This is a genomic window from Spiroplasma chrysopicola DF-1 (genome assembly GCF_000400935.1).
Lineage (GTDB): Bacteria > Bacillota_I > Bacilli_A > Mycoplasmatales > Mycoplasmataceae > Spiroplasma > Spiroplasma chrysopicola.
Genome location: NC_021280.1, coordinates 451464 through 466260, shown reverse-complemented (window position 1 = coordinate 466260; position 14797 = coordinate 451464). Strand labels below are relative to the sequence as shown.

The window sequence follows — 14797 nt, the reverse complement described above, 5'->3', positions numbered from 1 at the left end:
TATATTATGTCCGTGCAAATTCTATTTATCATTTTTGTAAATAGAAAATACAACTAAGATAATTATATCTCATTTATACTTTTTTTCAATCAAAAATTATTAAATTATATAATATTACTTTATTTTTATTTAAAATAAAAATAATTTTTTTTTTATAATTTAAAATAAAATATAATTTTATTTTTAAAATAATTTAAAAAAGAAAAAAAATACTGTTTTTAATGATTAAAAAACCTTCTTTTCTAACCTTTTTAAAACCAAAAATAAGAATTAGTAAAAAAAAATTATATTATTAAAAATAATATAATTTTTTTTCATTTTATAAAATATAATCATAATTTATTTTATACAAATAAAATATTTAAATGGCTATCATTTAAGTGATTATTTTTATCCGACCATGTTAAATTTGCACCATTTGGGGTTTTATAGCTTCCTTCAATACTATTCATCTGTTTAATTCCTACATATGCCGAAACTCCTGAAGACACCAAATTTGTTAAGCTACTAGTACAAGCTGTAATAATTGCAGCAATTCCAGCAAGAACAGCCCCCGATAACATTCCAGCTTTTAGTGTTTTCATTTCGGTAATTGATAATTTTACCATCTTAATTCCTCCTATTATTATATTTTAAAAAAAAGGAATATTTCCTTTTAAAATAAAAGAAAAGAGTTAATTTTATGAATATGTCAAGAAAAATAGACAATTAAAAAGTTACTTGAAGGGATGATTTTCTGTATTGAACAGGACTCATTCCTTTTAATTTGGCTTGTGGTCTAAAATTATTGTAAAAATAGATATATTTAGGTAGATTTTCAATAATTCATTTGGCTGTTCGTTTTTTTCTTTTTATATGATATAAAAATTCAGTTTTCATAGTACCAAATCATGATTCTGTATGGGCATTATCATAAGAGTTTCCACGTCTGGACATTGAAATCGTAATTCCAAGATAATTGCATAATTTTTCATAATCAGAATTTGTATAATGAAAACCTTGATCTGATTGTAGAACTCAAGTTGATGGCTTTCCAGCTTTTACTCAAGAATTAATTATGTTTTTAAAGACAAATTCTTTTTCTAAATTATTACTGATTTGGTAGTCCAAAATTTCATTAGTATGAAAGTCTTTTACTATTGATAAAAAATAGGTTTTGTCGCTTGTTAATAAATATGTTATGTCTGTTCCTATTTTTTGATTAATATCTGTGGTTGAAAAATCTTGATTCATGATATTTTCATGTCTTTTGTTACCAGAAGATAATTTATAATTAAATTTTTTTATTCTAATAATTGATTTTAAATTCATATTTTTCATATATCTATAGACAATATGAGGTTTTAAATTTCAATTATATAGTTTATTAATAATTAGTGTTAACATATTATATCCATAAATTTTCTTAAAAGTTAGAAATAACGTTTTAACTATTTTTGCAATTGTATTATTCCATTTATTAAAAAGTTTCATTCCAGCATTAAATCATTTATAATAACCAGCTCTAGAAACATTTAAAATTTTGCATAAATATTTAATCTTGTATTTTTTCTTTAAGGACCAAATCGTTTGAAATTTCTTCTTTTTCGATTTGGGCAAGGACTTTTTTACATCTTGAATCATTTCAATATACTCAATTAATTCTTTTTTTGTCATTAATTCAAAATTAAGATTTTTTGGACGCCCTGGTCGACGAATTCCTTTAGATTGTAGACCATTTCCTGGTTCTAACGCTTTTTCTCCACTAATTTTAACTGCCTTTTTTCAACGAGATAAAGTTGGTGTTGAAATTTCAAATTTTTTAATTGTTTTTGCTCAACCATTTTCTTTGTAATATTTTAAAATATTAAGTTTTTCGTTTTTTGTAAATCATTTTGTTCCCATAATAAAAGAATACCTTTCAATAAAATTATGACACATAAGTAACTTTTTATGTGTCTATTTTATTTTAGGTATTCATTACATTAACTCTTTTCTTGATCTAAATTAAGAAATATTATTTTATGCTACTGAAACAATAGTTACTTTATAAGGTGTTTGAATTCCTTTAATTTCAACAGTTTCTCCAACTTTTTTGCCTATAATTGCTTTAGCAATTGGAGATTCATTTGAAATTGTATTTTCAAATGGATTTGCTTCAACAGCTCCAACAATTTTAATTTCAAAATCTTTTTTTAATAATAAATTTGTAAAAGTAACTTTACTTCCTAATTTAATAACTCCGGCTTTTGATTTAACTTCTTTAATTTCTTTAGCTTTTGTTAATAAACCTTCGATTTGCTTAATTCGTCCTTCAACTTCAGCTTGACGATTTCGTGCAGCATCATAGTCAGCATTTTCTGACAAGTCCCCTTGGGCACGAGCTTCCTTTAATTCTTCAATTACTTGTGGACGAACAGTATTAATTAAATTATCTAATTCTGCTTGTAAATCTTTGATTCCCTCTTTTGTTAATAAAATTTCTTCATTTGGCATCATAAAATCACTCCTCTAATTACTTTATTGCTTATTTAACACTTGATTATTATAACATTATTCTTTAAAAAAATACTATCTTTTGTACCAATAAACATTATCTTTTTAACAAACTTTTGACTTTTGTGGCAATCATATCAATGGCGATTTCATTTCCTTCATAATAAGGAACAATAATATCAGCATATTTAATACTTGGTTCAACAAAATATTCATACATTGGTTTAACAGTTGCTAAATACTGATGAATAATATCCTGGACAGTTCGTCCCCGTTCCTCAATATCACGAGTTAAACGCCGAATAAAACGAATATCATCTTCTGTTTTAATAAATATTTTAATATTAGATAATTTGCGAATTTCTTCAATTGCTAAGGCCAAAATCCCATCTAAAATAATCACATCTCCTGCTTTAACAAGTTCGGTTTCTTTTAAGCGATTATTTTGCGTAAAATCATAAATTGGTCGTAAAACATCCATTCCTTGTTTTAAACTAGTTAAATGTGAAATTAATAAATCTAAATCTATAGCATTGGGATGATCAAAATTAATTTTTTTCCGTTCGACTAAACTCAGATTATCTAATGACTTATAATAACTATCCATTGCTAAATAAACAATTCTTTGATTTTTTAAAATATGGGCAATTTTTTTGGCAACTGTTGTTTTACCACTTGCTGTTCCCCCAGCAATTGCTAAAATTTGAACTTCTTTCTGATCTAACATCTTTTCCCCCTTGATATCTTCCATAAATTATTTTAGCATATCATGGTAAATAATAAAAATATATAATATAAAAATATTTTATAAACATAATAATAACAGTAAATTTTAATTACACAACATTTTAGAAGTAAAAGATATACGAAATAATTATCCAATTTACATATGTGAAATAAATAAAAAAAGGTTTTAAATTTAAAAATGCTTTCATTTCAATATGAAGCGAAAGCATTTTTTACTTAAAATCCCAGTTATTTAAAACTGTGAACTTGTTATTAAATTAAAATTTTTTAATGCTAAACAATTTTTGGAAGTATTACATTAATAGGAGTTTGTGTTTTTCCTCAAATTTTTTGGTTATTTGACTCAGCTGTAATTATTATTCAAACTGGATAAGCATCACCAACTAAATCAATAGTATCTGGTAAAATTGTTTCTGCTTGCTCATCTGTGTAGATAGCATAAGTTAAATCATTTATGCTTACATTAGGTGTTGGATCAAGAGCGTTAACTGCATCAACAACTTTGGGGTTTAATGCTGCACGAACTTCTGCTTCTGTTACTGCGTTACCATCTTCTGCAGGAACAGTTAATGGAGCAGCAATAGTATCAACTGTACTAATATCTGATCTTGTATCTTGTGTAAAAACTACATCCTTAGCATTTGATACATTTTTAAGATAACCACTATCATCAAGTGATCTAACTATAACATAAACTGTTCGATTAGCAGCGATAGATGATGTAAAATCAAGTGTATCTATTATTGCTCCATGATCATCACGAGAAACAGTAAAATCATAGTCAACATTCAATTTTGCTTTGGGTTGAATTTGTTCAATTGCTGTTTGAACATTATTTTTTAATGCATTTTTAATTTCTTGCGCTGTTACGTGTTTTGGATCATTTGGCCAAATTGATGGAGCAGCAATAACTCCAAGAGTCATAAGATCTTTTCTTTGTTCTTTTGGAAGCACTACTTCAATAGGGTCTGATGTCCCTCTAAGAATTTCACTACTATTTTGTTGCTGTTATTTCAACATAAACTGTTCGATCAACAGGGTCATTTGTTGTTATATCAACCTCTTTATAAGGTGTTTCTAAGGCATCAGCAAAAATATCAAATTTATAATCTGTTGTGGTTGCAGTAGATACAACAGTTTTAACTGCAGTTAAAACATTATCTTTTAAACTATTCATAACATGTGTTTTTGGAACTGCCTCTACACTATCACTTCTTACAACTTCTACTGGTTCAATCTCAATTTCTTTTAATCCTAAATCATATTTAAATCTTGGTAAAGTAACCTTAATGAAATTTGTTGCTTTCTCAAGAAGTGCATTATCAGTTTTTGCTGTAATTTTAACAAAAACAGGTTGTGATTCAGTAGTTAAATCAATTGGATTTGTTTCTACACCTTGATCATCACTAGAAACTTTATAAGTAAAATCTGTACCATCAGCTGCTAAAGCAACACTATTAACTGCTGCTAAAACAGTATCTTTTAAAGCATCCTTAACTTCATCCATTGTAACTTTACTTGGGTCTTCAGCTACTTCAACTGGTGCTGGTGCAATTACTGTAACCTTTGAAAGATCTCCCTTAACAAAGTCTGGTACAGCTGGTAAAGTAACCTTAATGTACCCTGTTTCACCGATAAGAACAGGGTCTGTTTTTGTAGTAGTTGCGGCTTTAACTTTTACATAAACATTTTTACTGTTTTCTGAAACATCAACAGGAGCATATTCTCCACCACTTCCATCATTATAAACACCAAAAGTATAATCACTTTCAGTTGCAGTGCTTACAAGTTTTTGAACTTCGATTAAAACACTATTTTTTAAAGCTTTTTTAACATCCGCTTCTTTTACAGTTGTATAGTCATTTGCTTTAAAGGCTGTTGGCGCTTCAAAACTTTTTATTTTTGATAAATCGTTTGCTTTCGTTGTGTCACTCGATTTACTACATGCAACTACTGCTGTTGAACCAGTTGCTGTTAAACCGACCGCACCTAAAATTGCTAATAAACGCTTCATAATAATTGTTCCTTCCTTACTAATGTTAAATACTTTTATTTAACATTAACTCCATAATATACCAAAAATAGAAAAAAATCAAGAATTCAATAAGAAACTTAAGAAAAAAATTATTCTAATTTGGAAATTTTGAATAATTTTTTACTAATTTTAATCCCAAAGAGAAAAAATAAAAACAGGTTAATTAAAACCTGTTTCTCTAGTCATCATTTTCTCCATTTTCTTGCTCTTTTTTTTCTAAATTTTCATAGATGCCATTAATGTTATCAAGTAATGCCTTGGCCGTTTGATAATTCTCATTTGGTGGTTCTTGTCCATTTGATAATGCTTTATTTCGTTTTAAATATTCAATAACTTCATTACGTAGATCTTTTGTGACATATTTTAAATCATCACTAATCACAAACTCACTATCTAATTTTGCTTGTAAAGCTGGATTTGTTTGCATTCTTTGTAGATATTTTCGACGATAATACGTAAAGTATCAAATTGTTGCAAATGAAACTGAACTGATAATAAAGACTAATTCAATAATTGCCCCCGTTAATTTACTTTGAAAATCATCTTGGGAACTTGTAATAACACCATTAACTAAACTATAATAATGTCATCCAAAAACAAATCCTAAAACTAATAACACAACCGGAAAAACAATTCATTCTCAAATTTTGATTTTAATTTTTTTCTGAAATCCTAATTTTAAAGTCACGGCAATTACCATTGCATAAATAAAAATTACTATCGCAGAAGCAGCTTCTGTTAATGAGGAAATATTAAATGGTTGTTTATACGCAAGAATATCATTAATTGTTGGAAACATCCCATGTTTTAATGATAATGAAATTCCCTTAATTAAATCCGGGATTGCTAATCAAACAAAAATCATTAATACAGTGATGCATAAATTTAAAATTGATGCTCGAACTGGTAAACCATCTTTATTCAGTTTACGAAATCGATCAGGTAAATAACCTTCTGTTGCCATAGGTTGGATTGACGTTCCACCATATAGGGCATTTTGCATTGCGACATTTACTTTGAGGGCAAAGGAGGAAATAATCATTATAATTGGCCCTCCATATAAAATTACTTTATTATTAAAACTATTTCATGTCCCCATATTCATATTTTGGACAAAACTGTTAAAAGCAGCAAAGAAAATAATTGAAATAACAATATAAAAAATTGTGCTAATAAACATAATTAGAGTAATTCCACGCCCAATATTTTTTTCAGGATTAATAATATTTTTCCCCGCAGTTGAAAAAGTTTCAAACCCAGCAAAAAAGAAGAAACATGAATTAAACGCTTTTACAAAACCCGGCAAGGAAAAATGGCTATTCTCACCTCAATAAGATAAATTCTCTGGACCTTTTTGAAAAGCTAATGCTAAACCCGCAATAATTAAAAAACCAGCTGTTGCTCATTTAACAATCCCTGTCCCATTTGCCAATTTTCGATATAATTTCATTCCGCCAAAAATAATTGCCGAAGCTGACATGTAAATTAGAATTCCAATTAAATCTAATCATAAATCACCAAATGCACCTCAGTTGGCAGCATACCAGGGTAATACATAATGCCCTTTGCTAACCTCTTGGGCAACAAAATCAACGCCAAATGCACCGCGAATTAGCATCATAACTTGGATTGTAATTAAAAATGGTAATGAAACATATTGCATAAAAGCAACAAAAATTCCTCAAAATTTCCCAAATGATGTTCGAACATAAATGTAAGCAGCACCATTATTATTAGATTGATGAATTTTTGCCATTTTAGCAAAAGCTCAAGCACAAATTCCCGCCACTAATCCTTCCACAGCGAAAACTCACACAACATGCATTCCAATTGGATCAGAGTCTGATGTAACATTTGACAAAACAGCAAAATTACCAATAAACCCAACTGAAACGGTATAGTTGAAACCTAGTCAGACAAAATCAGCTAAACTAAATTTTTTTGTTTGCTTTTTTTCTCGCATAAAATAATATCGCTTCCTCTCTATTTAAACCCAATAATAAATTAAAATATTATATCCCTTTACCAAGTTATTTTTAAATAAAAAAATATCATAAAATAATATGTTTTTTATTATATCCCCAAAGTTATTAAAAATCAATTAATTTAATAAAAATAATAAAATTAATCTTGTTATCATTACAAAAACAAAAACAGTTTTTCGGATTAATAATCCGAAAAACTGTTTTTATGTTGTTAAGTAAATAATTTCTAATTAAAATAAAGTTTTAGTTAGTGATGAAAAGTAATACTAATATTTTTTGGTTTTAATTTTAAAGCATAATTAATCTCATTAATAACTACTTCATTAATTTCTTGTGTTAAGGCAGTAAGATTTTCTTCGCTAATTACACGCCCACTAATAAAGATATGTAATAAAAAATTATCATCAAATAAACAAGATTTAATTTCATCAATAAAAAAACGGTTTGCTATATCACGTAAAGCATACGAAACTAATTTTTTTACGGCTAATAAACTAACTAATAATTCTCCCCGATAATTTTTTTCAATCAATAAATTATTACTTTCCATAGTATTTTTCTCCTTACTTATGCTCGTCCTGAGTATTTTCCATCAGCAGTTGATACAGTAATTATTTCATTTTCTTTAATAAACAAAGGAACTAAAAGTTCTCAACCTGTTTCTAAGACAGCTTTTTTCATTGCTCCTGATGTTGTATCCCCTTTAATTGCCGCTTCGGCTTCAACAATTTGTAAATCAATTTTATCTGGTAAAACAATCCCAATTACTTCACCTTCAAACTTACTAACTGATACCATTACCCCTTCTTTTAAAAAGTTTTTTTCTCAAATTAATCGTTCTGAAGGAATTTCTAATTGTTCATATGTTGCAGTATCCATAAAAATTGCATTTGATCCATCATCATATAAAAATTGCATTTCAACTTTATCAATCATTGCTTTACTTACTTTATCTCCACCAGTAAAAGTAATCATTGTTGTTGAACCTGTTCGTAAATTTTTTACTTTTGCTTTAACATGGGCTTGACCACGACCAGATTTTGAATGCTGGGCTTCCAGAACAACATAAATATTACCTTCATATTCAAAAGTTATTCCGGGGCGAAAATCATTTACACTAATCATAATATTCCTCTTTCTAAAATTTAATATCACTTTAATTATAAACTAAACTAATTATATCTCAATAGTTATATACTTATTCTAAATTATTATCAAAAATCTTTTCATATTCTTTATTAATTTTTTTATGCGTAATTTCTAACTCATCAATTGAACCATTTAAATCTTTATAATTTTTTAGAAAACCTTTTCAACGCCCTTCTCAACGATCAAATTCCCCTTTAATATTAATTAAATTTTTACGAATCACTTCAATACTTTTATTAAAAGCAATTTCACGTGAGTGTTTTTCAATGATAAATAAAATGGCTGATAAAGTGGTTGGTGATGTAATTCATACTTTTTGTTTAAAGGCATAGGAAATTAATTCATCAGGAAATTGCGCATAAACAAAAGAAAAAACATTTTCGGAAGGAATAAACATAATTGCACTTGAAATACTATTTTCCGGATTAATATATTTTGCTACTTCATTAACGCGGACTTTTAAATCATTTTTAAAAGCGATTAAATAACGGTCCTGATTTGTTTTTTCGGTTTCTTCTAAATATTTATTGTAATTTGTGAATGAAAACTTAGCATCAATCGCAATATCTTCCTTTTCACCTTGCGTTTTTAAAACCGCATCAACTAGCCCTCCATTTGGTAATTTATATTGCCGCTGCCAAATATTTTGATTTTCCCCATACATATCAGCTAAAATTTTTTCTAAAGAATACTCTCCCAAGTTTCCTCGCTTTTTACTATTGTTTAAAAAAATATCATTTAAACTACGAACTTTTTTTTCAACTTCCTCTAAAGTATTAGTTGATTTTGCTAAAACTGTTAAATTATTTAAAACATCAGTTAATGATTTGGCTACTGATTGACCTTGTGTATTTAAAACATTTTTTAAATCACTATCTTGCTTATCAGCAGTTAATTTAAAATTACCAAGTTCTTGCGCTAATAACGCCAAATTTTCTTTAAATTTTTGATCATTATTAATTGATTGACCAATTAAAGCAGCTAATTCTTGTTTTTGATACTGTAATTGTTCTTGTAAATTGCGAACTTGCTGTTCTAATAAATCTTTTGATGCTTGAATATCTTTTTGCAAAACCATTGAATCATTATTATTTAAATTTTTTTGTTTTGATTTTATTAAATATAACACTAAGAATAATAGTAAGACAAATAAAATTATTCCTAATAAAATATATGCTACAACTGTCATATCTTTTTTTCCTTTCTAGGATGTAATTGATGATTAGCCTCTTTGATTAAAGCATTTTTTTTGATAAACTGCAATAACAATTAAAGGTTAATTTAACAAGAAAAAAACTAAAGACCACAAAAACTGGCTTTAGTCTTATAACATTTCCCTTACAATTTAATTGTTAAAGTTCCTTTATAACGATCTGATGTATCGACAGCACTAATAGTAACTGCTGTTGGTGTTTTTGTAAAAATAACATGGCGATTATTAAAAAAAATTGTTTTATTTTTTAATTCAAAATAATGTTGTAACTCCTTTTCTGGTAATGCTTTCAAGTCATTAAGATCATAGATCAGTTTTATATCTTCTAAACTAGCTACTTCTTCTTTGTACAAAGTTGTAAAAATTCTGGGTGTTTTATCCAAAAAATGTTTGGCTTCGCGACCAGCTGTAATTTCTAACTCCACTCGGTCAGTTTTAGCAATTCTTTCTGTTAAAGATAAATCCTTTCAGTCAGTAATAACCCCATTGCTATAATAAGTAAAAACTAATTCATTATCATTAGGAGTTCCCCGAAAATCATCTGTTTCTAAAGCGCGATAAATTGCGTCTTCAAACATAAACTCTGTTACTGTTTGTTTAGGATTAATAATCGGTACTAATGCTAATTCTGTTTTAATAGCAGAAAGAGTTATTTTTGTTTGGTCATGAGCTTCTGCTTTTTGGCAACTAACAACAAGACTACTAGTTGAAAAAATACTAATTGTATTAAAAGTTAATAATAGCTTTCTCATCATTAATAGTCCTCCCTAAAAGCCCCATAGTCTTTTTGAATAATTTCTAACTGTTCTTGGTAACGCATTTCGGTAAATTTTCGCTCATTTGCATTTAGTAAAAAGCGATTCATTTGTAACCCTCAGTGTTTATATTTCGAACTTCCATAACCAACTGTAATTGCTGTTCGTGGCATTGAATATGAAATTTTTACTTGATATGATCCATTTGGAACATACAATGGTAAAAAGAGATAATCTTGATAAATTGAATTGAATTCTGCTTTTGCAAATGATTCATAACGAGCATCCAATTGATTTTTGGCTGTGCGAGTAATTTCATCACTTTTAGCAACTAAATTATTATAATCTTTAAATGAATTATAAAAATCTTCGGTGGCAGTTGTTTGTAAATTTTTTCAATATTGATTTGATAACTGCTTTTCAGCATCTTGATACTTGGGTGCATAATGATTATTCATTTTAAGCCCATCAAAAATTCGCGCTGTGCCAGAAGTGGCTTGCAAATCACCTTCAATAATCATTGTTTGTAAATAAGTACTTGGGTCAGCAAAATCTGGTGATCATCCTAAAATTGCTAAGTCTCAGTCCCCTTTTCGTTGACGAGTATTATAATCATTATCATCAACGCTAACATCAGCTTGAATCTTAATATGGGAGCTATGAACATTAAAAGTGTCAATCATATTTTCAATAAACTTATTAATTGTTAAACTAGTTACTCCGTTCATTAATAATTTTAAAGTCACGGTATTTGGTAAATTATTAGCTGTTAACCAATTACCAATTTCAGCATCTAATTGATTAATATCAGGTACTAACAAGGGATTTTGAAATAAGGCATCACTACCATCACGCATTTCTAAGCGCGCAGCATCAACATCCCCACCTAACAAGCGATTTGCATATTCCTCTTCAACATATTGGGCATAATCTTTCCCCTCGTTATTAATGAAATTACGAGCTGTATAAACATTTCGTAAAAACGATGATGTTTCAGTTGTATCATATGATTCAGAATAAAATTTGACAAATTTACTACGGTTTAATTGTGTTGATAAATATTCACGAATTGCTTTTGATTGTAAAGCTTTTGAAGCAATGACGGCTTCTTGTTTCAAAGCAGAATTTGGATTAACAACGTTAGCATTACTATAGTTATATTGCATAATAAAAGTAGTTGGGTCAGGGTTTAAAATACTCGACGCCCCTGAAAAGATTGGGCTAGCTGGGTCAGGGCCAACATATTTATTTCAACCACTAATATCCGTTGAAGCAACAACAAATTCCGTCACATCTCCCGATTCAAATAAAATTCTTTCCCGTGAATCATCTTTTGTTGGTAAATATGTATAAACTAATTTGTTAATATATGCCAATTTGTGATGACGGTAACTTGGGTTTTTTTCTAGCACAATTTCTAAGGCTGGATCATATTTTTTTGGTAAATAAGCCCCTGAATATCAAATATTGTGATAGTTTGTCCCATAACTATATCCCTGTGATAAAGCAACTTCTGGTAACGGCGCAAAAGCTAAATAAGTCATTAGGGTGTCAAAATAATAAGCTGATTTTGCTAAATGAAAAGTAATTTCCGTATTATCGGCATTAACAGTCATACCTAATTTTTCTCAAATCTTATCATGAATATAATCTTCACCATTATATTCACTACTTCCAAAATAATTTCAAATTTCATTTGCCCCGGCAATAAAAGTTCGTCATAATCCTCCTGTTTCAGACAGGTTTTTCGGAAATAAAACAAACTTAGCGGTATTAATTAAATCAGTCGCTTGCACATTACGTAAGTAATTACCTTCGTAATCAAATCACTTTGCTTCTGGCGAAATTTTGTATGTTCATACAGTAAAATCTTCATTTGTTTGTCCAACTAAATGACTACTTTTATCGGCTTGAACTGCTAAATCACCAAAACTACGGTTATATTTATCAGTAGCAACTAACGTTCCGACTAAATCGGCTAAAACTTTATTATCATCAACCTTATTTGTACTAGCAGTTGATCAACTTTGCACCGGCTTTTTAAAAATTGAACGAAAAACGGTTGGGTCAACTGTTCGATTAGCTAAATATTCCATTGTAATCGCACATGATACAACACTAGGAGCAACAGTGATTAATGCCGTGATTGAGGCTAAAGCCGCTAATTTCTTCTTAAACATTATTAACGCCTCCTTTGCTATTTGCTTTATCTTGTCCTTTTAATTGTTGTTTAATTGTGACAATTTCCCGTTTATTCCCATAAACAAAGTGATTAGGAGTAACTTCATGAAATTCTGGTAACGCATAATGATAATCATAATGCTCAATTTCAGGATCATAAATGTAATGTTCGCGATTCTTTTCCAAATTCGGATTTGGTAACGGAATCGCTGATAATAAGGCCCTTGTATAAGGATGCAGTGGGTTAATAAACAACTCTTCCGCTGGGGCCAATTCAACTAGTTGACCATGATAAATTACGGCAATTCGATCAGCAATAAAGCGAACAACTGATAAATCATGAGCGACGAAAATGTAGGTTAAATTAATTTGACTTTGAAATTTTTTTAATAAATTTAAAATTTGGGCACGAATTGAAACATCTAAAGCTGAAATTGGTTCATCGGCAATAATAAATTCTGGTTTCATAATTAATGCTCGCGCAATTCCAATTCGTTGGCGTTGCCCCCCTGAAAATTCATGAGAATAACGTGATAAGTGTTCAGGTAACAACCCTACTTCTTTAATCATATTTAAAATTAAAAATCGTTTAACATCTAAATCTTTAACTTCTTTTAAGGTCATAGTCGCTTCATTTTCAGCTAAATTTGCATTATAGAATTCTAAATATAAGTTACGTGCCTCATCATTTTTATATATCTCCGGAAATGCCTCAAGTCCTTCACCAATAATTTCTTCAACCGAAATTCGGTCATTTAAAGAAGCTGAGGGGTCTTGAAAAACCATTTGAATTTTTTTCTTGTTTTGACGGTTTTCTGCTTGACTAGGAGTTTTAAATAATGGACTTTTCGTAATAATATCATCAAAGATTGGTAATTCTAATAAATCTAACAATTGTTTTACTTCGTTGAATTGTTCGACTGATAATTGTGGTTTATTCATTAGTTGATTGTATAAGTTAATAATTGTTAAATCACAATAAACTTGATACTTCTTAAAATATATCAGTTCTTTTACTACCCTAGTAAGGCGGAATAAATCATTGCCAAATGGTGCTAAATATTCAGCTAATTTTTTCCCGACTTCATTCACAGTTAGATTATTTAAAGTTTTTTTAACATCACCATTGTTAGTATTAGTAAGAACTATTAATAATTCATCAATTAAGTTTGGGTTAATATTTAAATTAGCTAAAACCCCTACTTTTTGTCTTAACTGGGAAAGTTCTGTTTTCTTTGTAGCTGTGTTTAGCCCATTTTTTTCTTGTTGGTCTAAAAGAACATTTAAATCTTTTGCTCGGACAAAATAACGTTTGTGATAATTTTTAATAATTTTTTGACGTTCCCTCTGTGGAGCCAATAAAAGATACAACTGTTTATTGTTTTGCTTTAAGATTTGATGCTTTTTTAAATATTCATGACGTTGTTCTAAGACTGAACGAATAGTTTCAAAAACCTCTTCAAAATATTTTTTAATTTCCCCGGCACTAGATGTTGATGATAAATCATTATGCAATTTAACGATTATTTCTAATAGAGTATAAAGTTGCTGCGCAGATAAAATTAACTCTTGGCACAATTTACTATTTGCTTTTAATAAATTTGTTAATGCCGTTTCTAAAGCTAAATCTAAATCTGGAATATATTCATTTAACTTATCAACAAAACGAATTAAAGCTTGGTATTTCTTTAAAATAATTGTTAACAGATAAATATTATTTTCAATTTGTTCTTGTAAAATTCGAAAATGTTTTCCTGCTTTATCATGAGCAAAGATTGTTTGATAAGTTCCTTTTGCTTCGGCAATACTTTGATAATCCTTATTTAAATATGGTGTTAATTGTTTTGTTGTTGGATTATAACGAACATTTTCAAAGTATTGATAGTATCTTATTTTTAACTCATTAATATATCCTTCCAAATTTTTTAATAATAGCGTATTATTTGCTGTGATTAAACGAACACGTTCTTGAATAAATAAGGTATTTTTTAATAAATTTGGTGCTTTGCCACGAATAATTTTATTATTCATGTACACGGCCCCCTCTTTAATTTGTTCAATCCCAGCAATTGCTCGCCCAATTGTTGTTTTACCACTTCCTGATTCCCCAACAATACTAAAAATTTCTCCCCGATAAATGTCAAAGCTGGCACCTTTAACGGCATTAACTCGTTTTTGCTTTTGGCGAAATTGTACAACTACATCTCGTACTCGCAACATAATGTCTTCATTTTTTTGCATTTATCGTTTTCCTCCT

At 28.8% G+C, this 14797-nt stretch carries 13 protein-coding genes; all 13 read right to left on the bottom strand.

The annotated features are described in order from the left end of the window. Positions 1-344: 344 nt before the first annotated feature. A complete protein-coding gene (locus tag SCHRY_RS02165) occupies positions 345-608 on the bottom strand; it encodes a hypothetical protein (protein ID WP_016338827.1) in 264 nt (87 codons plus the stop codon). 100 nt (positions 609-708) lie between these two features. After that, the gene (locus SCHRY_RS02160; protein WP_016338826.1) at positions 709-1884 is read right to left on the bottom strand and encodes an IS3 family transposase; all 1176 of its coding nucleotides are present in this window, start codon (positions 1882-1884) and stop codon (positions 709-711) included. 117 nt (positions 1885-2001) lie between these two features. After that, on the bottom strand, positions 2002-2475 hold the full coding sequence (gene greA / locus SCHRY_RS02155) for a transcription elongation factor GreA (protein WP_016338825.1): 474 nt from the start codon (positions 2473-2475) through the stop codon (positions 2002-2004). 97 nt (positions 2476-2572) lie between these two features. Then, the gene (gene udk, locus SCHRY_RS02150) at positions 2573-3202 is read right to left on the bottom strand and encodes a uridine kinase (RefSeq protein WP_016338824.1); all 630 of its coding nucleotides are present in this window, start codon (positions 3200-3202) and stop codon (positions 2573-2575) included. Between the two features lie 293 nt (positions 3203-3495). After that, positions 3496-4146 carry a hypothetical protein gene (locus SCHRY_RS02145; protein ID WP_144060282.1) on the bottom strand — a complete coding sequence of 217 codons (651 nt, stop codon included), beginning with the start codon at positions 4144-4146 and terminating at the stop codon, positions 3496-3498. 70 nt (positions 4147-4216) lie between these two features. Beyond that, positions 4217-5236, bottom strand: a complete 1020-nt coding sequence (locus SCHRY_RS05220; RefSeq protein WP_016338822.1) for a spiralin lipoprotein — start codon at positions 5234-5236, stop codon at positions 4217-4219. 199 nt (positions 5237-5435) lie between these two features. Then, positions 5436-7220 (bottom strand): APC family permease, encoded by a 1785-nt coding sequence (locus SCHRY_RS02135; protein ID WP_016338821.1) that lies wholly within the window; start codon positions 7218-7220, stop codon positions 5436-5438. A gap of 269 nt (positions 7221-7489) precedes the next feature. Next, positions 7490-7792, bottom strand: coding sequence for a hypothetical protein (locus SCHRY_RS02130; protein ID WP_016338820.1), 303 nt, complete (start codon positions 7790-7792; stop codon positions 7490-7492). A gap of 17 nt (positions 7793-7809) precedes the next feature. Beyond that, positions 7810-8367: an elongation factor P gene (efp, locus tag SCHRY_RS02125; RefSeq protein WP_016338819.1), complete on the bottom strand. Its 558-nt coding sequence runs from the start codon at positions 8365-8367 to the stop codon at positions 7810-7812. Between the two features lie 73 nt (positions 8368-8440). Next, entirely contained in the window at positions 8441-9580 is a 1140-nt protein-coding gene (gene rmuC / locus SCHRY_RS02120; RefSeq protein ID WP_016338818.1) for a DNA recombination protein RmuC, read from the bottom strand. Positions 9581-9729: 149 nt separating this feature from the next. After that, a complete protein-coding gene (locus SCHRY_RS02115; protein ID WP_016338817.1) occupies positions 9730-10359 on the bottom strand; it encodes a hypothetical protein in 630 nt (209 codons plus the stop codon). Then, a complete protein-coding gene (locus tag SCHRY_RS02110) occupies positions 10359-12539 on the bottom strand; it encodes an ABC transporter substrate-binding protein (RefSeq protein WP_016338816.1) in 2181 nt (726 codons plus the stop codon). The genes SCHRY_RS02115 and SCHRY_RS02110 overlap by 1 nt, the downstream gene beginning before the upstream one ends. Continuing rightward, a complete protein-coding gene (locus tag SCHRY_RS05635; protein ID WP_016338815.1) occupies positions 12532-14781 on the bottom strand; it encodes an ATP-binding cassette domain-containing protein in 2250 nt (749 codons plus the stop codon). Before SCHRY_RS05635 ends, SCHRY_RS02110 begins: the two co-directional genes overlap by 8 nt. Positions 14782-14797 lie beyond the last annotated feature (16 nt).